General features: G+C 57.7%; 18 protein-coding genes and 1 tRNA gene. 9 read left to right on the top strand and 10 right to left on the bottom strand.

Annotated features, from left to right (window positions below; all coding sequences use genetic code 11):
- The first annotated feature begins 66 nt into the window (after window positions 1–66).
- On the top strand, window positions 67–1,404 hold the full coding sequence (gdhA, locus tag ACYVJT_RS13170) for an NADP-specific glutamate dehydrogenase (protein WP_343959530.1): 1,338 nt from the start codon (window positions 67–69) through the stop codon (window positions 1,402–1,404).
- Here gdhA and ACYVJT_RS13165 read toward each other — a convergent pair.
- The gene (locus ACYVJT_RS13165; RefSeq protein ID WP_343959528.1) at window positions 1,401–1,844 is read right to left on the bottom strand and encodes an acyl-CoA thioesterase; all 444 of its coding nucleotides are present in this window, start codon (window positions 1,842–1,844) and stop codon (window positions 1,401–1,403) included. The two genes, gdhA and ACYVJT_RS13165, sit on opposite strands and share 4 nt — an antisense overlap.
- Window positions 1,845–1,856: 12 nt before the next feature.
- Entirely contained in the window at window positions 1,857–3,071 is a 1,215-nt protein-coding gene (locus ACYVJT_RS13160; RefSeq protein WP_343959526.1) for an App1 family protein phosphatidate phosphatase, read from the bottom strand.
- A 76-nt stretch (window positions 3,072–3,147) separates the two neighbouring features.
- Between ACYVJT_RS13160 and ACYVJT_RS13155 the strand changes: the two genes are divergently transcribed.
- The gene (locus ACYVJT_RS13155; RefSeq protein WP_343959524.1) at window positions 3,148–3,939 is read left to right on the top strand and encodes an inositol monophosphatase family protein; all 792 of its coding nucleotides are present in this window, start codon (window positions 3,148–3,150) and stop codon (window positions 3,937–3,939) included.
- Between the two features lie 54 nt (window positions 3,940–3,993).
- Entirely contained in the window at window positions 3,994–4,512 is a 519-nt protein-coding gene (locus ACYVJT_RS13150) for a pyridoxamine 5'-phosphate oxidase family protein (RefSeq protein WP_343959522.1), read from the top strand.
- Here ACYVJT_RS13150 and ACYVJT_RS13145 read toward each other — a convergent pair.
- Both ACYVJT_RS13145 and ACYVJT_RS13140 read right to left on the bottom strand, forming a co-directional pair.
- The gene (locus ACYVJT_RS13145; protein WP_343959520.1) at window positions 4,509–4,841 is read right to left on the bottom strand and encodes a DUF202 domain-containing protein; all 333 of its coding nucleotides are present in this window, start codon (window positions 4,839–4,841) and stop codon (window positions 4,509–4,511) included. The two genes, ACYVJT_RS13150 and ACYVJT_RS13145, sit on opposite strands and share 4 nt — an antisense overlap.
- Entirely contained in the window at window positions 4,831–5,232 is a 402-nt protein-coding gene (locus ACYVJT_RS13140; protein WP_343959518.1) for a YidH family protein, read from the bottom strand. The genes ACYVJT_RS13145 and ACYVJT_RS13140 overlap by 11 nt, the downstream gene beginning before the upstream one ends.
- 85 nt (window positions 5,233–5,317) lie before the next feature.
- Between ACYVJT_RS13140 and ACYVJT_RS13135 the strand changes: the two genes are divergently transcribed.
- Both ACYVJT_RS13135 and ACYVJT_RS13130 read left to right on the top strand, forming a co-directional pair.
- Window positions 5,318–6,448 (top strand): VIT1/CCC1 transporter family protein, encoded by a 1,131-nt coding sequence (locus ACYVJT_RS13135; protein WP_343959516.1) that lies wholly within the window; start codon window positions 5,318–5,320, stop codon window positions 6,446–6,448.
- 48 nt (window positions 6,449–6,496) lie between these two features.
- Entirely contained in the window at window positions 6,497–7,474 is a 978-nt protein-coding gene (locus ACYVJT_RS13130) for an AEC family transporter (protein ID WP_343959514.1), read from the top strand.
- An 11-nt stretch (window positions 7,475–7,485) separates the two neighbouring features.
- Here ACYVJT_RS13130 and ACYVJT_RS13125 read toward each other — a convergent pair whose 3' ends face one another.
- The gene (locus ACYVJT_RS13125) at window positions 7,486–8,406 is read right to left on the bottom strand and encodes a LysR family transcriptional regulator (RefSeq protein ID WP_343959512.1); all 921 of its coding nucleotides are present in this window, start codon (window positions 8,404–8,406) and stop codon (window positions 7,486–7,488) included.
- A gap of 67 nt (window positions 8,407–8,473) precedes the next feature.
- Entirely contained in the window at window positions 8,474–9,592 is a 1,119-nt protein-coding gene (locus tag ACYVJT_RS13120) for a zinc-binding dehydrogenase (protein WP_343959510.1), read from the bottom strand.
- Between the two features lie 276 nt (window positions 9,593–9,868).
- Here ACYVJT_RS13120 and ACYVJT_RS13115 point away from each other — a divergent pair, with 276 nt between their 5' ends.
- Window positions 9,869–11,428, top strand: coding sequence for a GntP family permease (locus ACYVJT_RS13115; protein ID WP_343959508.1), 1,560 nt, complete (start codon window positions 9,869–9,871; stop codon window positions 11,426–11,428).
- A 3-nt stretch (window positions 11,429–11,431) separates the two neighbouring features.
- Here ACYVJT_RS13115 and ACYVJT_RS13110 read toward each other — a convergent pair whose 3' ends face one another.
- On the bottom strand, window positions 11,432–12,067 hold the full coding sequence (locus tag ACYVJT_RS13110; RefSeq protein ID WP_343959506.1) for a TetR/AcrR family transcriptional regulator: 636 nt from the start codon (window positions 12,065–12,067) through the stop codon (window positions 11,432–11,434).
- 115 nt (window positions 12,068–12,182) lie between these two features.
- Between ACYVJT_RS13110 and ACYVJT_RS13105 the strand changes: the two genes are divergently transcribed.
- Window positions 12,183–13,358, top strand: coding sequence for a thiolase family protein (locus ACYVJT_RS13105; RefSeq protein WP_343959504.1), 1,176 nt, complete (start codon window positions 12,183–12,185; stop codon window positions 13,356–13,358).
- 77 nt (window positions 13,359–13,435) lie between these two features.
- On the opposite strand, the gene sucD is transcribed toward ACYVJT_RS13105, so the two are convergent.
- The 3 genes from sucD to pcrA all read right to left on the bottom strand — a co-directional run bounded on the left by sucD (window position 13,436) and on the right by pcrA (window position 18,179).
- A complete protein-coding gene (gene sucD / locus ACYVJT_RS13100) occupies window positions 13,436–14,353 on the bottom strand; it encodes a succinate--CoA ligase subunit alpha (protein WP_343959502.1) in 918 nt (305 codons plus the stop codon).
- Window positions 14,354–14,368: 15 nt separating this feature from the next.
- Window positions 14,369–15,532 (bottom strand): ADP-forming succinate--CoA ligase subunit beta, encoded by a 1,164-nt coding sequence (sucC, locus tag ACYVJT_RS13095; RefSeq protein ID WP_343959500.1) that lies wholly within the window; start codon window positions 15,530–15,532, stop codon window positions 14,369–14,371.
- 160 nt (window positions 15,533–15,692) lie between these two features.
- Window positions 15,693–18,179, bottom strand: a complete 2,487-nt coding sequence (gene pcrA / locus ACYVJT_RS13090) for a DNA helicase PcrA (RefSeq protein WP_343959498.1) — start codon at window positions 18,177–18,179, stop codon at window positions 15,693–15,695.
- Between the two features lie 130 nt (window positions 18,180–18,309).
- Here pcrA and ACYVJT_RS13085 point away from each other — a divergent pair, with 130 nt between their 5' ends.
- On the top strand, window positions 18,310–18,987 hold the full coding sequence (locus ACYVJT_RS13085; RefSeq protein WP_343959496.1) for a hypothetical protein: 678 nt from the start codon (window positions 18,310–18,312) through the stop codon (window positions 18,985–18,987).
- A 25-nt stretch (window positions 18,988–19,012) separates the two neighbouring features.
- Window positions 19,013–19,086 (top strand) — tRNA-Arg (locus ACYVJT_RS13080).
- Window positions 19,087–19,353: the final 267 nt, after the last annotated feature.

Genomic DNA, 19,353 nt, shown 5'->3' with positions numbered 1-19,353 from the left:
CTAGCCGTGTCGTATCTACCGGTGTCGCCGAGTCAGCAAATGAAGAAGTTTGAGGAAGGTTGCGATATGGAAACCGGTTTAGCCCAGATTAGAGAAGAAGTACTGCGCCGAAACCCAGGCGAAACCGAATTTTTCCAAGCGGTCGATGAAATTTTCGCCTCGTTGAGTCCGGTCATGGAGCGCCATCCTGAATATGTCGAGCACGGCATTCTGCGGCGCATGGTTGAGCCTGAACGCCAGATCATTTTCCGCGTGCCCTGGGTGGACGACAAGGGCGTGGTGAAAATTAACCGCGGATTCCGCGTGCAATTTAATTCGGCACTTGGCCCGTATAAAGGCGGGACACGCTTTCACCCGTCCGTGTATTTGGGCATCATGAAGTTTTTGGGCTTCGAACAGGTTTTCAAAAACGCGTTGACCGGTATGCCCATTGGCGGAGGCAAAGGCGGCGCAGATTTCAACCCGGCCGGTCGTTCCGAGGGCGAAATCATGCGCTTCTGCCAGTCCTACATCACCGAGCTGTACCGCCACATCGGCGAGCACACCGATGTGCCCGCGGGTGATATCGGTGTGGGCACCCGTGAAATCGGCTACATGTTTGGCCAGTACCGTCGCATCACAAACCGTTTCGAAGCCGGCGTGTTCACGGGCAAAGGCGTGTCCTGGGGTGGCTCACTGGTGCGGCCCGAAGCAACCGGCAACGGTGTGGTCATGTTCGCCAATCAGATGCTCAAAACCCAAGGCACCTCGCTCGATGGTGCTACGGTGACCATTTCTGGTTCCGGCAATGTCGCGATCAACGCGATCGATTATGCCCAGCGTCTCGGGTCCCGGGTCATTACCGCATCGGATTCCTCCGGTTATGTGGTCGATGAACAAGGCATCGATATTGATCTACTACACCAGGTCAAAACCGTTGAGCGCGGCCGCATTTCGGACTACGCTGAGCGCCGCAGCCAGGCTCGCTTCATCGCGGATGGTTCCGTCTGGGATGTGCCGGTGGATGTGGCTCTGCCGTGTGCCACGCAGAACGAGCTCAATGGCGACGATGCGGTCACCCTGATTAAAAATGGGGTCAAAGCTGTGGCCGAAGGCGCGAACATGCCCTCGACACAAAACGCGATTCACACCTTCCGCGACGCCGGAGTCCTCTTTGGCCCGGGCAAAGCGGCCAATGCCGGCGGTGTAGCCACATCCGCACTGGAGATGCAGCAGAACGCATCACGTGACACGTGGAGTTTTGATTACACGCACGCGCGGTTGGAAGAAAACATGGAGGATATCCATGATCGCTGTATTGCCACCGCCGAAGATTTCGGTCACCCGGGCGACTACGTCACCGGAGCAAATATTGCCGGCTTTTTGAAGGTTGCCGACGCGATGATTGCCCAGGGCATCATCTAAAACAGTTCGAGTGTGGCGACCTCAGCCCGCTGTTCAGGTGTGAGGCGGACCGGCATACCGGTTTCTTCATGCACGAACACCATCGTTGAGGTCGCTTTCACCGCCACGGCATCGCCGTCATAGAAGCTATACACCACTTCAACCGATGCACCCTTGACCTTGTCAATGCCGACTTCCACACGGATCGGCAGGCCACGGTAGGGCATTTGGCGGCGGTATGTGACGGTATGTTCAGAGATCAGCGTCATCACTTGGTCATCAACACCCGCCAGCAAGTTGATGTGCGGCTGCGGGTTCGTACCATCAATGTGGCCCGTGCCAGAAGGAATGCCAAACACCATGACGCGGGCCTCTTCCATCAACCGAACAATTTGGACGTTGTTGATGTGCCCGTAGGCGTCCATATCGCCCCAACGGACGGGTATATCGATGACGACCATGCTTCCTCCTGTTTACTCCTGTGTGTGATGGGGAATGTCTTGGGTAAATTGTGGGTAATCCGCGCGCAATTCGGCGACCGTGAGCTGTTCTTCGGCGGTCACCGATTGCGGCCACGCCAGCGGCGGATGCTCACGCGGCGGCAGGATCCCGGAGTTTTCTAGTTGGAAGGACAGTGCGGCACCATCTGGGCCATACGCCCACGAGATGCCGGGGGTAGCACGTTGCGTTTCTTCGGCTCGCCCACCGGCCAGCAACGCTTCAGCGGCAGAGAGCTGACGAATCGCAATGGCGTCCACCTGACCGGGATGATGGTGGGCAAAATGTGTGTAAATTTCTGGATCGTGCTGACCATCATCGCCAATCAGCGTCCAGGTCAACTGCGGAAAATCATCGGCTAACCGCGCGAGCGCGTTGACCTTATGCGCCAACCCCGAACGAAACCAGCGGTCCTCGGTCGGCCCCCAGGACGTCAACAGCATCGGCCCCAGCGGGAAGAGGTGGCGCGTCATAAACCTTGTAAGCGTATGCGCCACATTCCAAGGTCCCGTCGACACATAAAATACCGGGGTTCCCGCATCTTTTTCGGCTAAGCGATTCAGCATGACCGGCATCCCGGCCACCGGCCGCCGGGCGTGTTCATCGAGCAAAAACGAGTTCCACGCAGCCGTCAGGGGCCGTGGCAGGGCGGTCACCCAGACGGTGTCGTCGACATCGCAAATGATCGCGTTGGTGGCGGTGTCATCGATAATCAGTACGTCTTGGCTGCTCGATTCCGCGCCCTCGACGTGTAGGGTAACGGTCGCCCAACCCGGTGTCAGCTCGGTCTCAACACGTGCATCAACAACCCCATTGCGATCGGCTCGCACCCGGTGACGTTCACCGTTGACTTCGATGACTACCGGGGCATAGGCAATCGGCGGGGAGACGAAATTCTGCCAGCCGCGCACGCCGTCGCGCAAAATCTGGGTAACGTACTCGGCTTCGCTCCACTCGGGCTTTGACAGCAGCACTCGCGAAAACACTTGTACCCACCGTCGGGAACCATACCCGGTAAAAGACAAGATCCGCGGTGTGTCGCCGCGCCGTCGGGCGCGTTGGCGCCGCCGTTTCTGAAAACTGTAATACCCCAGGGTGGCCAACTGCTCTGGCGGGGATGCATCAGACCCCGCAGCGGGCTTGCGCCGCGGGATACTGGGAAAACGATAAGATTTACGACGTCGCGCCATAGTTCTGCTGGTTCCACTTCCTTGCGTACCCGATCAGTCTAATGCCTTTTGTCACCGCTGGTTTATGGTGGGAGGTATGTCTGATTTGCGTACTCAAGCGCTCAATGCGGCCCGTGTCGCCGCCACACAATTGGCTGAAGCTTTTGCCACCGGTGAGGTGGTGGCCACCACCAAAACCAACCGGCATGATCTCGTCACCGCCTGGGACCAACACATCGAAGGCCTCGTCACACAGCACTTGGCACGTGACGGAGCGGTCTTTTGGGGTGAGGAGACCGGACGGGCCACTGCTCCTCCCCCCGGGACCATCGAATGGATCATTGACCCCATTGACGGCACCAGTAATTTCGTCCACGGCTATCCGGTGTTTTCCATCTCGATCGCGGCCGCCATCGACGATGAGGTCGTGGCCGGAGTTGTGGTGGACCCCGTCACCGGCGCTGAGTTTTCAGCCGATGCGAGCGGGGCATATCTCAACGATGCACCCCTGACCGCCCGTCCGACTCCCCCACACGATACGCAGTACAACCTGGTGACGTCTTTTCCCGCAGCAGAGATATTGCATCGAGCACCTGAAGCAAGTCAGCTCTTTGGCCAATTGGTCACCCACTATTCGACCGTGCGCCGACTCGTCTCGGGTGCCTTAGAGATCTGCTATGCCGCACGCGGTATTGCCGACGTCGTGCTCGGGGTGGACACCAAACCCTGGGATGTGTCGGCGGCGTCCTATATTCTGCGACAGGCTGGCGGGCGGTACCACACCGGTGTTGCCGGGCCATCGCACCTGGCCCCGCATTATGTTGCCTTCGCGCCGGGCCGTGAATCGCAGCTCGTCATGGAGGTATTTCGTCAGCTGCAACACATGTGACGCTGCGGTGTCGAACGGTAGCGTGCGCGATCAGAAACAGTGACAATAGAGGATATGAGCGCCTACATGTTTGAGCACGAAAAAGACCAGTCGGTTCTACACCTTGATCGTCAGCAGATTGAAACACTGCTTCGCAATACTCGTCACGGACGGCTGGCATTTCTGGCCGAGGGACAAGTCGAGATTTTCCCCGTCAACTACGCCTTCGACGGCCAGCACCTGTATTTCCGTACTGCCCCGGGTGCCAAACTCTTAGCCGCAGAGTCCCGTGCGATGGTCGCGTTTGAAACCGACGGCATTTTGCCCGATGAAGGCTGGTCTGTGGTCGTGCGCGGTAGGATCGCACCGGTCGCAGAAGCTGATGTTGACTACGTTCGCGGGCTCGGGTTGTCTCCCTGGGTACCGACCTATAAAGATTTCTTCGTCTCCTTGAGCATCGAAGAACTCTCGGGACGGCACTTTATTTTCGCACGCCAGCCAGAACGTAGTGATGCCACGGAGTTTTCCTATGACCCAGAACAGGCTGCTTCAACCCCGCCGGATGATCCGGATCCGACCCGACTGTCCCGCTAGGCGACCCACATGGTGACCACACCGGTCGTGGCGATCAGGACCGCCATCACCGTCATCCACACGATCGCCCAAAAATCGGGAGCCACCCGTTCATTGGCGATACCGCTGGTCTGCATGTCATAGCGCCGACGCTGCGATAGGTGAATCAAGACGGCACCGGTGATGGCAATGACGACCGGGAGAAACACCATGGGCCCCACCGAGGGGTACCAGCGGATTAACAACATGGCCACCACAGCGGTGGCTAACGATGTTCTGCCCCAGGACAGCACGGTACGTTCCGGTTGAACACCGGGGTCCTCGTGCCGGGCGGCGAGTTTAGAACCCATTGGTGAGCCAAATAGCGACCAACACCGTCACTGCTGCAAGTGCACAGACGATGGCGATCAGTGGGATCCAGATGGGCAACGGGAGGGACCGTTTTTGCCGCATGGCCGCTTCTACACGTAACCACCGGATAGCCGCCGAGGCCGCAAGCAAGCCGCCCAGCACCAATAAGGTGGTGCCGAGTACTTTGCGGGCCGTGGCGTCAAAGAGTTCTTGGGTAAAGGCTTCTACCGCAATGCCACCGGCCAACAATGCCAGTGACGTACGAATCCAGGCCAGAAACGTCCGTTCATTGGCCAGGGTGAAACGCGGATCAGGATCGTCGCCGTCGCTCAGTGCGCGCGGCACTGCCCTCGTGGTCTTTTGTGGTGGTGATACGTCGCCTGAGTCCATAATCCACAGTGTAGTACACCGAGTTTTATCCAACGGGGTAAGGTGAAGCCCGAACAGTATTGGCTGACCGATACGAGGAATGAGCATGACCGGTTCAGAGTATGAGCATGAAGTGACGGTGGCCGCCGGGCCAACCAAATCACAGATCCGCCGATGGCGACGGTACTTGGCCGATGAGATCGCGGAAGGCCAGATTTATCGAGACCTTGCCGAGCGCAGTGAAAAGCCCGAGAAAGACATTTTGCTGGGCTTGGCTGACGCCGAGGATCGTCACGCCGAGCACTGGCGCAACCTGCTGGGCGAACACGCAGCAACACGGCAGCGCCCGAGCCTGCACCGAGCCCTGCTACGCACGCTGGCGCGCATGTTTGGTTCGGTCTTCGTACTGGCGCTCATGCAGCGAGCCGAATCGCACACCCCCTATAAGACTGACTCCGAAGTGCCACGCGAGATCGCCGCCGATGAAGCGATCCATGAAGAAGTCGTCCGTGGTCTTGCGGCCCGTGGGCGCGAAACCATGGCTGGCAATTTTCGTGCAGCCGTATTTGGTGCCAATGACGGGCTCGTCTCCAACCTCGCGCTGGTGATGGGCATTGGCGCCACCGGCGTGGCCCCATCCGTGGTGCTGTTCACCGGCATCGCAGGCCTATTGGCTGGAGCGCTGAGCATGGCTGCCGGCGAATACGTTTCGGTACGCTCCCAACGTGAACTCTTGGAAGCCTCGCACCCAACCCACGTCACGCTGCGCACCGCGAAGCACTTAGACATCGAACAAAACGAACTAGAACTGGTCTATCGTGCCCGCGGGATGACACCCGAGGATGCCAGCCACCGTGCCTTAGAACGCTTGGGCTATTTGAAATGCGACTGCAACCCAAGTTTTTCGGCGCGCCCCGATGGCTCACAAGGTCCAGAAGCAGAGCTCAGAGAACAGGAATTCGAGGCGGTGGGCAGTCCATGGAAAGTCGCCGTATCATCATTTCTGTTCTTTGCCACCGGTGCCATCATTCCGGTACTGCCCTATCTTTTCGGCGCCACCGGGCTCACCGCTCTCATCTGGGCGCTGGGTTCGGTCTCACTGGCGTTGATCATTACCGGCGGCATCGTTGGGCTGCTGTCTGGCGCGTCGCCATTTAAGCGAGCCGTACGACAACTGGGCATCGGCATCGGAGCTGCCACCGTCACCTACCTGCTCGGTTTACTCTTCGAAGTGTAGAAGTTCACCTGGTGACACGATACGAATTGCGCTTTTTAGAATGGTCACATGCTTGAAGCCCTAGCTGTCCTCGCCCCGATGTTTCTGATCTTCGGGATCGGGTATTTCGCCGGATACTCCCAACGTTTCAAACACGGGGCCGCAGGGCTCAACAATTTCGTCTTCTCAATTGCCCTGCCCTGCTTTATCTACATTTCGATTGCCACCGCCGAGCTGCCGGATGCTTTCCCCTGGCAGGTCTGGGTACTGGCATTCGTATTTCCTGCAGTGTTTGCGGTGGTTGTGTACTACGCCACCCGATGGCTGGCTCCGAAACACGCAGACCAAGCGGCTCCACTGTCTATGAGTGCCTCCTACGGCAATGTCGGGTACTTCGGTATCCCGATGACCATCGCCCTGCTGGGCCCCGAGGCAGCCGTGCCAGCGGCGATCGTCCACCTCTTGCACAATCTGGTCTTTTTGATCGGCTACCCCGTCCTGCGCGGCGACTCCGACCAGGACCACTCCAAGGGCACAGAAAATCAAAGACACCAAAACACGCTGCAACGACTCGGTCGAGAAGTCGTCTCGAGGGCATTGCTGAGCCCCGTCACCATCTCCACGGTATTAGGCGTCGCCGTGGTGGCACTGAACATTCCGGTACCCGACATCATCACCGGCAGTATCGAATTGATGGGGGCCACGGCCATCCCCCTGGCATTATTTTCCGTGGGCATTGCCATGCACCCTGCACTGGCAAGCTTGCGTTCCGGCGGACTGTCTATCGCGCTGGTCCTGAGCGGCATTGGACTCAAGAACGTGATCTTCCCGTTGGCCACGCTCGGGCTAGCATGGGTCTTCCGTGACGACATGGGCACCGGCTGGTTTGGCACGGTGCTGCTGATGGCCGCGATGCCGATGTCGACTTCGGGCTATATTCTTTCTGAACGGTATGACGAGTCCGGGGATATGGCAGCGGCCATCCTTGCTGGCACCACGCTCCTGTCGATTGTCACGGTGCCTGTTGCGGCCGCGCTGCTGGGCTAGTCGACGAAAAACTACCGTACGGTGGGACTGTGACCCGGTTGCACCGAAACGCCCCCATCGGCGTAGTCCCGCAGGGCTTGGTAGACGGTCGCGACCGCCGGATTGCGTAGCGATTCTTGCCGTACCACCGCCCAGTAGGTGGCCGGGTGCGCAAATTCCTCGCTCAAGACGTTCACCAAGTCTGGGTGGGCATCGGCCACGAAATCCGGCAGCAACCCGATCCCGGCGCTTTCCAAGGTGGCCGTCAAATGCGCATACACGTTGGTGGAGGCAAGCCCCGGACGCATCTGCGGAAGCTTGGTCAACGCCGCATCGAGATCCTGGACCAACAGGATGGCTTCAACATAGTAATTCAGGCGGTGCTGCCCCAACTCCTGCAGCGTCGCAGGTCGACCATGCTGGTCCAGATATGACTGAGTCGCATACAGCTTCAGCTGATACTCCACCAGTGGTCGCTCCCAGGCGCGCGGCACCTCGGGTTTGCCCACCACAATTTCTAAGTCCAGTCCGGAACGGTTTTGACGGGCCCGCTGTGTGGAGGTAAATAGCTCGACGTCGAGGCCGGGGTGCTCACGCTGCACCCGAGCCAACACCGGCACAGCAATGTGGCCGGTAAACGCCTCCGGAGCGCCGATCCGGACGGTACCGGTCACAGCGTTCGACGTATCGTCCGAGACCAGTTTGGCTAACGACTGTTCAATTTCCTCGGCAATTTCAAAGACCTGTCGACCTTCGGCGGTAATTTCCCAGCCGGATTGCGAGCGCAGCAACAACCGTTGACCCGTGACCTTCTCCAGGCCGTTGATCCGTCGAGAAACGGTGGCGTGGTTGATTCCCAACGAATCTGCTGCGGCGGTGAACCGACCGAGCCTGGCCACCGTCAGAAACGTCATTAACGATGGCAGATTCGTGTGCAGTTCTTCCCAGTCCATGGTTGAGAGTGTACTTGACCATGGCCACACCGGGCTCGGTTTCGCCGCTGTATCCACTGGCTGCGAATTACTGCAGATCAGGATTGATGGAGATGACCCCGCGTCCCCGAATCTCGCGTGCATCCAGGGCTTTATATGCGGCGTCGGTCTGATCGAACGTGAACCGATTCGTAATGAGTTGGGCCATATCCACTTTGCCCTCAGCTGCCAGCTCAATGACGGCGGGCATCGCAGTGGAGACTGTCGCCCCATACGACCCCATGATTTGGATCTTGCGGCGCACCACATGGGCAATCGGTGTATCGAGTACATGGCCAGGTGGTGCAATACCGGTCAGCACCACTCGCCCACCATCATCGGCCAGCGAGACAGCTTGTGTGACGGTGGCTTGTGTTCCGAGTGCTTCGAATACCTTATCCACGCCGTGCCCAAGTTCGGTGGTAATGACTTCGAGGGGGTCTTGTTCCCGACCATTAATGACATCGGTGGCGCCGAGCTCTTTGGCAAGCGCCAGTTTGTGATCATCAAGGTCGATGACAAAAATACGGGAGGCCCCTGCAGCCGCAGCGAGATGCGTGATGGACAAACCGATACCACCGGCTGCCACGACCGCCACGGTGTCACCTTCCACGACCCGGCCAGTTTCAAACACCGAGCCGTATGCGGTGAAAATACTGCACCCTAAAATCGCAGCGTCCTGGAGGCTCACGTGGTCAGGCAGCCCAAAGACTCCGGATGCCGGGACCACCGTGCGTGAGGAATGACCGGACATCGAATACATCGCCACATCGGTCCCGTCTGGCCGATGCATACGGGTGGTCCCGTCCAACAGACGACCGTTAATGCGGTTGTTCTCGAAGAACACTTCGCAGATCTCTTCCAGTCCATCGACACAGTGCCGGCACGAACCGCACGGCATGATGAACGAGGCGACGACCCGGTCCCCCGCTTTGACGTGCTCCACATCGTCACCAACGTCGACAACAACACCAGACACTTCGTGTCCAAGGACCGCGGGACGGGGAAAATTCACTTCCTCTTTGATGACGTGCAAGTCGGTATGGCACACCCCGCAAGCCGCCACATCGATGAGGACCTCGTCGGCTTTCGGCGCATCAAGCTCCAGCGACTCGGCAGCGATGTCTGGGCTCGTTGTGCTCAGCACTTGCGACGTGATTTCTGTCATGGCCTTCGTCTTCCTTCGTGAACATGCGATGGTGATTCAGTGTTGATTGTGTCGTGAAGCACACGATTCTGACAAGTCCCTTTCATCGCCACATAGCCGCCGATCGAGGCACCACAGCGCTCCTGCAGCGCAGATCCAGCAAGTTCACACATATACACACCGGGTGTGCGGATTATCGATTCGACCGAGCTCCTGGAAACACCTAAGCTCGTACAGTGAGATATATCACCTATGCGTGATGCAGCTGACAAGTACGTTCAACGGAAGTAGGACCCCATGGCAATAGGACTGATCGGGATTTTCGTTTCCCTAGCCCTTTTGATCACCTTGGCCTATCGAGGCGTTTCGATCATTATCGCCGCCCCGATAGCCGCGCTGGTGGCAATGATCACCTCGGGGATGCCCCTGTTAGCGACCTATACCGATATCTTCATGCCGGCCATGGCAGGTTTCGTTGGAAGCTACTTCCCTATCTTTCTGACCGGTGCAATCTTTGGCGCCCTCATGCTCTTCTCGGGCTATGCCACAGACTTGGCCAATACCATTACCCGCTGGCTCGGACCTGCCAGAGCGGTGTTTGCCACGGTGTTGACCTCGGCGTTGATGACCTACGGCGGCATCTCGGTGTTCGTCGCGGTGTTCGTGATGTTCCCGTTAGCCCGTGAACTCTTCCGGGTCGCCGATATTCCACGGCGTCTCATCCCAGCGACCATCGCGCTCGGGATCCTGACGTTCACCATGACGGCCATCCCCGGTGCACCCCAGGTCCAAAACATTATTCCCGGACAATTCTTCCAAACCAGCACGTTCGCCGCCCCCGCACTCGGCATCGTTGGCGGAACCCTTGTGTTTTTGGTTGGCATGTTCTGGCTGGAGTTCCGCAAGAAACAATTGATGCGCGCTGGTGAAAGCTTCAACGACATCACCACCCTGGAGACCAAATATGGCCGCGGCGCCGACCTTGGCCTCACCGCAGACAACGCACCAAACGGTCACTCCAACAGCGAAGCCTCCTCCGAGGCCACCGCGACTACCACTGCGACTTCCGCAGTGAAAGCGCCTGTCACCACTCGCAAGGAGATCGATTATGGTGACGAGGATCTGCCGGTAGCGGCCACCACGACACAGGCACCGCTTGCCCCGACCAACCACTTCTTCCCGTTCATCCCGCTGCTCCTGGTGTTCATCGTAAACTTCAGCGCCACACAATTCGTTTTGCCGAACTTGGACTGGTCGGTGTTGGAAGACGATGCATTCGGCGGGATCACACTGTCAGACCGCTCTGCAACCTGGGCCGTCATCCTGGCCCTGCTGGCTGCCATTATCTCCATTGTGCTGCTGAACATCCGTCGTGCCAAAGAACTCTGGCAGGCATTCGTCGACGGCACGAAAAATTCACTGCAACCAATCTTTAACACCGCTTCGGAAGTTGGCTACGGGGCAGTCATTGCGTCGCTTGCGGCATTTACGATTGTTCGCGACGGCATTTTCGGGATTTCATCCAATGCACTGGTGACATCGGCCGTATCCACGTCAGTCATCTCCGGCGTGACTGGCTCAGCATCGGGTGGCATGACCATTGCGCTGAATGCCTTCGGCGAGGATCTCCGAAACATGGCCGTAGATCAGGGTATATCTATGGAGGTCATGCACCGTATCACGTCGATGGCTTCGGGTGGTCTCGACTCCATGCCGCACAACGGTGCGGTGATTACGCTGTTGATGGTCTGTGGTCTCTCGCATCGAGAATCCTATAAGGATGTCTTCATGATCACGCTGGTCATCCCGACCCTGGTGACCGCAGCACTCATCGGCGGCATCTTGTTGATTGGCTAAGTGCTAGGCGGCGTCGACTATTCTCGTGGCGAAGTGTTGATAGCGCGCCGCGACTTCGGTCGGCGTCAGCTCCCCCGCTGGGTTAAACCACTGCGATACACCGGTACACATTGTGATGACCGCGGTGGTGGCCTCGCGCGGGTGTGCTGTCCCAAACAGTCCTTGCGCGATCCCCGCATCGACGATGTCATCGAGTGCCTTATGTTGACGATCGCGTAGTGAGATATGGTGGCTGCGTGCTTGCGGATTCAAGGAGCGCGTCTCGGTAATGGTCGTCGACGCTACCGCCGGACGGCTGGCGTGAAACAGCACTAGGCACTCGATATACAACTGCAGCTGTCGCAGAACCGAATCACCGGCTTCGACCAAGGCCATTTGTGTTCGTTCCCATAGGTCATTCATGGCATCCTGCATAATGGCGACTAACAGGGCGTGCTTGGATTCATAATGATGATACAAACCGGGTACCGAGAGTCCACTGCGCTCGGCAATCTGGCGGATCGACGTGCCGTGGAAGCCCTTTTCGACGAAGCACGCCAGCGCCCCGTGCAGGATGGGCGGTAGGTCATCGTGCACATAGCGGCGCCAGTATTCAATCGGCGGACGCGGTACAGCGAGGTCTGCGGCAGTCTTGGCCATGGCGCCTTCACTTTCTTGACACATTCTGTGAGCTGATCCACAATGATAACACCGAGCGATCGATCGGTCGAAGGGCTGTGCGTTCTTCACCGGATAACCACGAAGGAATCATATTATGTCAGAACAAAAAATCGTCGTACTCGATGGTGCGCGCACTCCCGTTGGAAGCTACGGTGGCGTGCTGTCGACCGTCGATGCGTACCAACTCGGTGGCCGCGCCATTTCGGAAGCACTCGTGCGCACCGGTGTTGACGGCGATAAGATTGGTGACGTCATCATGGGCCAAGTCGGCCAGGTTGGTCCCGATGCCTATAATGCCCGCCGCACCGTCATGGAAGCTGGTCTCGGCGATGATATTCCGGCGTTCAATGTGAACCGTCTGTGTGGTTCCGGGCTGCAAGCTGTTTGGTCGGCGGCTCAGGAACTGCACTGGGGCGGTGGCGACTATGTGGTTGCCGGTGGCAACGAGTCGATGTCGCGTATGCCGTTTTTGGATTTCAGCTCGCGCGGCAATAAGCGTCTTGGTCACCGGACCGTACTGGATGGCACCATTGCGATGCTTACCGATCCGTTCTCTAACGCCCACATGGGTGTCACCGCCGAGAATGTGGCGGCCAAGTACGGGGTATCCCGCCAGGAGCAAGATGAGTTCGCGGCAGAATCACAGCGTCGTGCCGCCACGCCCGAAGCTCAGGCGGCCTTTGCCGAAGAACTTATCCCGGTCGAAGTGGATCGCATCGGCACGGTCGATACAGATGAGCACCCAAAACCCGATACGACCGTTGAGAAACTTGCTGGCCTACGCGCCGCATTCCAAAAAGACGGCACCGTCACACCAGGCAATGCATCAGGCATCAACGATGGTGGCGCCGCGCTCGTGCTTGCGAACTCCACCCTTGCCGCCGAACGGGGCCACAGTGTGCTGGGCTCGCTCGAACACGTCACGGTTGCGGCGATGGATCCAAATCTCATGGGCTATGCGCCGACGCTTGCGCTGCAGAAGATGTGGGAGCAAACGGGGCTGACCCCGGCTGACATTGGTCACGTAGAGCTCAATGAGGCGTTTGCTTCGCAGTCGCTGGCGGTCATCCGTGACACCGGGTTGTCGCTGGAACAGACGAACCCCTACGGTGGGGCGATCGCGCTGGGCCACCCAATTGGCGCTACCGGCGCTATTCTGACGCTGCGGGCCCTATATGCCATGCGTCGTAATAATCATGAGTACGTGGTGGTGACCGCTTGTATTGGTGGTGGCCAGGCATTGGCCTTGCTGTTCAAGAACGCCGCATAGTAGCGACTGCTGAACGTACTGAAGCCCAAGCTTTTCGCTTGGGCTTCAGTGCTATCCGATGAGATCAGATGGGCAGTTTAGAGATTTTTGAAGATCTCACGCATCTTGTCGGCGGCTTCGGTTGGTGTCTGGCCAACTTGTACACCGGCTGCTTCAAGCGCTTCACGCTTGGCTGCAGCGGTACCCGATGAGCCAGATACGATCGCACCGGCGTGACCCATGGTCTTGCCTTCTGGTGCGGTGAAGCCGGCGATGTAACCAACAACTGGTTTGGTGACATGATCTTTGATGTATTCGGCGGCTTTTTCTTCCGCGTCGCCACCAATTTCACCAATCATGATGATGGCCTTGGTGTCGGCGTCCTGTTCGAATGCTTCCAGCGCGTCGATATGGGTCGTACCAATGACCGGGTCGCCACCGATACCGATAGCAGTCGAGATACCGATCTCGGAGAGCTCGTGCATCATCTGGTAGGTCAGGGTACCTGACTTGGAGACCAGACCGATTGGGCCGGTGCCGGTAATGGTGGCCGGGGTGATACCTGCCAGTGCAACATCTGGTGTGATGATACCGGGGCAGTTTGGCCCAATGATACGAGTCTTTGGTTTACCGTTGGCATCAACGTTCTGCTGGGACGCAGCGAAAAACTCTGCGGTGTCCTGAACAGGGATGCCCTCGGTGATGACAACCATCAGCCCGATTTCGGCTTCAATGGCTTCCATGGCAGCATCTTTGGCAAATTTTGGTGGCACAAAGACCACCGATACGTCTGCCCCGGTTTCGGCCATGGCTTCTTTGACCGAACCGTACACGTTGAGTGAGACGTCATTGCCCTCGGCGTCGACGTGCTCGACAGTTTCGCCAGCACGACGAGCGTTGACGCCGCCGACGATGTTGGTACCAGCTTTGAGCATCAATGCGGTGTGTTTGGTACCTTCGCCACCGGTAATACCCTGGACGATGACCTTGGAATCTTTATTGAGGAAGATCGACATTTTCTTATCCCGTCCTTATTTGTTCGCCAGCTCGGCTGCCTTGACAGCGCCTTCGTCCATGGTGGCCGCGATGGTGACCAGCGGGTGGTTGGCTTCGGCCAAAATGGCACGGCCTTCTTCCACCTTGTTACCATCCAGGCGGACAACCAGTGGTTTCGTGGCAGCATCGCCCAAAATTTCCAGGGCCTGCACGATACCGGTTGCCACCTGATCACAGGCGGTGATACCACCGAAGACGTTTACGAATACGGAGTTGACGTCTGGGTCACCCAGGATCACGTCAAGACCATCGGCCATGACCTGTGCGTCAGCGCCACCGCCAATGTCCAGGAAGTTTGCTGGTTTCACGTTGCCGTGATTTTCACCAGCGTAGGCAACGACGTCGAGTGTCGACATGACGAGACCAGCACCGTTACCAATCACACCAACGGAGCCTTCTAGCTTCACGTAGTTGAGGTCTTTGGCTTCAGCTTTCGCCTCGAGCGGGTTTTCGGTGCGCTCGTCAACCAGATTCGCGTGCTCTGGCTGACGGAAGATCGCGTTATCGTCAACGGAAACTTTTCCGTCGAGCGCGATGAGTTTGCCTTCACCGGTCAACACCAGTGGGTTGACTTCGACCAACGTGGCGTCTTCTTTTTTGAAGACGTCGCCAAGTTTGACCAGTACATCGGCGATGTCGCTCTGCAGATCGTCAGCGAATTTAGCTTCGGCTGCGATCTTTTCGGCGACCTCACGGTTGAGGCCGGTGCTCGGTGAGACTTCTACACGGGCCAGATCATCCGGGCGCTCTACAGCCAACTGCTCGATGTCCATACCGCCTTCGACCGAAGCCATGGCCAGGTAGGTGCGGTTGGCACGATCCAGCAGGATCGAGAAGTAGTACTCTTCTTTGATGTCAGCGCCTGCAGCGATCATCACCTGGTGGACGGTGTGACCTTTGATATCCATGCCCAAAATTTCTTTGGCATATTCGTATGCTTCGTCAGCGGTCTTGGCGACTTTGACACCGCCGGCTTTACCGCGGCCGCCTACTTTAACTTGGGCTTTGACCACGGTCACGCCACCGAGTTTCTCGGCGGCGGCTTTTGCATCTTCCGGGGTTTCGGCAACGATCCCAGCAAGCACAGGAACATCGTGTGCTTCAAAGAGATCGCGTGCCTGGTACTCATACAGGTCCACGGGTGGCAGTCCTTTTACCTCGACAACTTATTGAACGAGATACCCGGCACAGATTATGTCCGAGCATCTGCGAGTTCGGCTTCACGCCACAGAACTCCTAAGGCAATACCTTAGTCCACTGCGAGCAACGTTCCCGAATAATGACTCATATTCGACCGCATCACAGCTTCGTCAGCGGCGCGTAGCGCAGCAGCAAGCGCTTTTCGGATTCTGCGAACTGGACGACGGCTACCGCTTTCTGTCCAACACCTTGGACTCCGGTCACCACGCCCTCTCCAAACGTCTTATGTTCGACCATGTCACCGGCCGCGACCGCGATAACTTCTTTATTCGGATCGACGGCAGTGCGCTGGTTCGGTTTGGTCACCCGGGCCGTTTCTTGCGCCGCGGTAATACCTTCTGGCGCTGCTTTACCGTACTGATTCGCTGCAGGCGATGCACCCCAGTGTGAGCCACTGAAGCGTTGCGCATCTCGGTATCTGAATCCTCGTGGCCCCGCATCTTGGCCAAAGCCACCAAAAGCCGGCCCAAAACGCGACGTTGCTGGTGAACCTTTGCCCTCGCGCTCCCATTCAATGAGTTCAGCTGGGATCTCGGCGAGGAATTGGCTGGCCGGGTTAAATTGGTGCTGCCCCCACATGCTGCGAGACTCTGCACGGGAGACAAAGAGTCTCTCACGTGCACGAGTCAGCCCAACATACGCGAGCCGTCGTTCCTCAGCCAGTTCTTTTTCATCGGCCAGAGAGCGGGCGTGCGGGAAGATGCCGTGTTCCATCCCGGTCAAAAAGACCACCGGGAATTCTAGCCCCTTTGCTGTGTGCAGCGTCATGAGCGTGACCTCGCCCATGTGGTCTGCGAGCGCTTTACCTTCTTCATCGGTGGCGTCAGGCAGTTGGTCTGCATCAGCAACCAGTGCGACCTGCTCCAAAAAGTCTCCGAGTGTGCCTTCTGGATTGGCCTTATCGAACTCGCGGACGACGCCGACCAACTCACCGAGGTTTTCGGCACGTGATTCGTCCTGCAGGTCCTTGGAATTGCGCAGTGCTTCCAGCATCCCGGTCTGTTCCAGTACGGCCTCGAGGATGGTGGCTACCGACTCTGTCGCGGCAACCTGTTCGATATCATCGAGCAATTGAACAAACTTTTTGACGGAATTCAGCGACCGGGTAGCGAGACCGCCCGGTGAATTTTCAGCATCGCGAAGTGCGGCCATAAACGTCGACTGACCACGGGCCTGATGTGCAGCGATGGTTCCTTCGGCACGATCGCCAATACCGCGCTTTGGTTCGTTGAGAATACGACGCAGGTTCACATCGTCGTCAGGGTTATCGACCACTCGTAGGTATGCCAGCGCGTCTTTAATTTCTTTGCGGTCATAAAATCGCGTGCCCCCAACGACTCGGTATGGGATACCGGAGGCGATGAGTCGTTCCTCAATCGAACGTGACTGGGCGTTGGTGCGGTAGAAGATGGCCATATCGGCGGGACGATAGTCGTGGTTGTCCATCAGATCGTCAATGGTGTCTGTGATCCATTGGGCTTCACGGGATTCTGATTCAGCCGCGTAGCCGGTGATCACTTCCCCGCTGCCCTCATCCGTCCATAAGCGCTTGATCTCGCGCGATGGATTCTGTGCGATCACCGCATTGGCCGCGTCAAGAATTGTTTGGGTCGAACGATAGTTTTGCTCGAGCCGAATGACGGTGGCATCCGGGTAATCGTGTTCAAAGTCGATAATATTGCGAATATCGGCACCGCGAAACGCGTAAATGGACTGATCGGAGTCACCCACAACCGTGAGTTGGCCGCCGTCGGTCGTGACACCTTCGGGCTCACCCGGGGCACCGGTGAGTAAACGCACCAGTCGGTACTGGGCGTGGTTGGTGTCCTGGTACTCATCAACCAGCACAAATCGAAAGCGACGACGGTAGTTATCCAAGATCGCGGGGAATGCCTCAAACATGTGCACGACGTTGCCCAGCAGGTCGTCGAAGTCCATGGCATTGGCACCCCGCAAACGCGATGTGTATTCCTTGTAGACCTCAGTCACAGCCTGATGCCACGGATCAGCTGGAGCGGTCGAGGAGAACGCATCATCGTCGACAAGTTCGTTTTTCAGTGACGAGATCTTATTTCGGATGGCTCTGGGCGCGAAGCGTTTTGGATCCAGATCAGCGTCTTTCGCGATCTGAGTAATCAGGCGTAACGAATCATTGGCATCATAAATCGAAAAGTTCGATTTCAGACCAACGTGCTTCGCTTCTCGCCGCAGAATACGCACACACGATGAGTGGAAGGTCGAGATCCACATCTTGGCGGCATCCGGGCCAACGAGTTCACCAATCCGTTCGCGCATTTCCGCAGCGGCTTTATTTGTGAAGGTAATGGCCAAAAATTCGTGCGGGCGGGCATCTCCGGTTGCCAGTAAATGCCCGATGCGGTGGGTCAGCACACGCGTTTTACCAGAACCGGCGCCCGCGACGATCAGCAATGGCCCGCCTCGGTGCTGCACCGCCTCAGCCTGTGACGGGTTCAGCCCGGTGACCAAATGCTCGGCCGAGGCATTCAATACCTGTGCCGGGTCCTCGGCTGGAGTCTCGGCAGAAAAAGCAGGACGAAAACTGGGTAAAGAAGTCTGGTAGGCCATAGGCCACAAGTCTAGCGCCAGGTGACTCAAATGCTGCGGTATGTTCGCCGGCTGTGGAGAACACCGAGGCGCCGTCCACGCGAACTGAACTAAGATGAACTACAGGTATTCACAGAACCCTGGAGGACGTGTGGCGAGAAAGCGCCGAGCTAAAGACTACGAGGCGGACCAGTCGGCCCAACCGCAGTCGAAAAAACGTGCCGAGCGACCACGCTTAACCGCGGCCCAAGCCAAAGAGGACATTCGCCGGGCCAACCAACAAGAAGGCAACCCGGGCATCCTCGTGTTTGCGGTCCTGGCCGTCACGGTGTTCATGGCGTTCTACTACCACGTCCTCGCTTTGCAAGGTATGCAACAGCTCACCGGCGGGATGTCGATGCTCGACCACCGTCTGTCTGGGTTCAACGTGACTGACGTCGAACAGCTCTCTGATCGCATGGACGATGCCGCCATGGGGCAGTACAACTGGGTACACATCACTGCTGGCCGCATTTTCCCCGTTTTGATGGGACTCAGCGTCATTGCTGTGGGCCTCTGGACCCTTCGTTTCAAACTAGCTAAATGGGGTGCAGTCGTCGCTGCCATCGGCTATGCAGCGCTGGACATGTGGGGGTCGATGACTCGAGAAACAGCACTGATGGAAAGCACCCAAGCAAACGTTTCCGTCGCCTCGACGCTGACCATCCTCCAGTGGTTGTTCCTGGCCCTATTGGTGGTCTGGATCGTTGCCATGCTCATTTTGAAGTTTATCGGGCGCAATAGCCCGGGACTTGCAACATCGATGGATCCCGACCGCGAGATACCCTAAGATAGCCTGGGTATTATGGCCATCAGCCTCCGTAGCTCAGTTGGATAGAGCATCCCTCTCCTAAAGGGAAGGTCGCACGTTCGAATCGTGTCGGGGGCACCGTTACTCTTGGAGATGCAGCACCTTGTTAGCGTGCAATCGATAGGCCACTGATGCCATGACTTCACGAATCCAAGCAATCAACGGCGGGTTGAACTTGACGGGAGCCATGAGATCTCCGGTAGATGAGGATGAATAACTGGTTGCTTCTCCTATCAGTTTTTCACGGCTTTGTCAAGTCCCGGGTTTTGTGGAGGGTCTGCGTATTTTCATTTCTAGGCTGCCGCCGAAGTGTCGGTTTCGGTCCAGTGGTAGTCGGTTTCGACT

This window comes from Yaniella soli (assembly GCF_054782375.1).
This window is presented reverse-complemented; position numbering and strand designations above follow the sequence as displayed.

Excerpts from the sequence above, each read along its gene's own strand:
- ACYVJT_RS13110 (WP_343959506.1), bottom strand. The coding sequence starts at position 12,067 with ATGGCCAAGACTGCCGCAGACCTCGCTGTACCGCGTCCGCCGATTGAA.
- sucD (WP_343959502.1), bottom strand. The coding sequence starts at position 14,353 with ATGTCGATCTTCCTCAATAAAGATTCCAAGGTCATCGTCCAGGGTATT.
- ACYVJT_RS13130 (WP_343959514.1), top strand. The coding sequence starts at position 6,497 with ATGCTTGAAGCCCTAGCTGTCCTCGCCCCGATGTTTCTGATCTTCGGG.
- ACYVJT_RS13160 (WP_343959526.1), bottom strand. The coding sequence starts at position 3,071 with ATGGCGCGACGTCGTAAATCTTATCGTTTTCCCAGTATCCCGCGGCGC.
- pcrA (WP_343959498.1), bottom strand. The coding sequence starts at position 18,179 with ATGGCCTACCAGACTTCTTTACCCAGTTTTCGTCCTGCTTTTTCTGCC.
- ACYVJT_RS13125 (WP_343959512.1), bottom strand. The coding sequence starts at position 8,406 with ATGGACTGGGAAGAACTGCACACGAATCTGCCATCGTTAATGACGTTT.
- ACYVJT_RS13140 (WP_343959518.1), bottom strand. The coding sequence starts at position 5,232 with ATGGACTCAGGCGACGTATCACCACCACAAAAGACCACGAGGGCAGTG.
- ACYVJT_RS13165 (WP_343959528.1), bottom strand. The coding sequence starts at position 1,844 with ATGGTCGTCATCGATATACCCGTCCGTTGGGGCGATATGGACGCCTAC.
- ACYVJT_RS13150 (WP_343959522.1), top strand. The coding sequence starts at position 3,994 with ATGAGCGCCTACATGTTTGAGCACGAAAAAGACCAGTCGGTTCTACAC.
- gdhA (WP_343959530.1), top strand. The coding sequence starts at position 67 with ATGGAAACCGGTTTAGCCCAGATTAGAGAAGAAGTACTGCGCCGAAAC.
- ACYVJT_RS13155 (WP_343959524.1), top strand. The coding sequence starts at position 3,148 with ATGTCTGATTTGCGTACTCAAGCGCTCAATGCGGCCCGTGTCGCCGCC.
- ACYVJT_RS13135 (WP_343959516.1), top strand. The coding sequence starts at position 5,318 with ATGACCGGTTCAGAGTATGAGCATGAAGTGACGGTGGCCGCCGGGCCA.
- ACYVJT_RS13145 (WP_343959520.1), bottom strand. The coding sequence starts at position 4,841 with ATGGGTTCTAAACTCGCCGCCCGGCACGAGGACCCCGGTGTTCAACCG.
- ACYVJT_RS13120 (WP_343959510.1), bottom strand. The coding sequence starts at position 9,592 with ATGACAGAAATCACGTCGCAAGTGCTGAGCACAACGAGCCCAGACATC.
- ACYVJT_RS13115 (WP_343959508.1), top strand. The coding sequence starts at position 9,869 with ATGGCAATAGGACTGATCGGGATTTTCGTTTCCCTAGCCCTTTTGATC.
- ACYVJT_RS13105 (WP_343959504.1), top strand. The coding sequence starts at position 12,183 with ATGTCAGAACAAAAAATCGTCGTACTCGATGGTGCGCGCACTCCCGTT.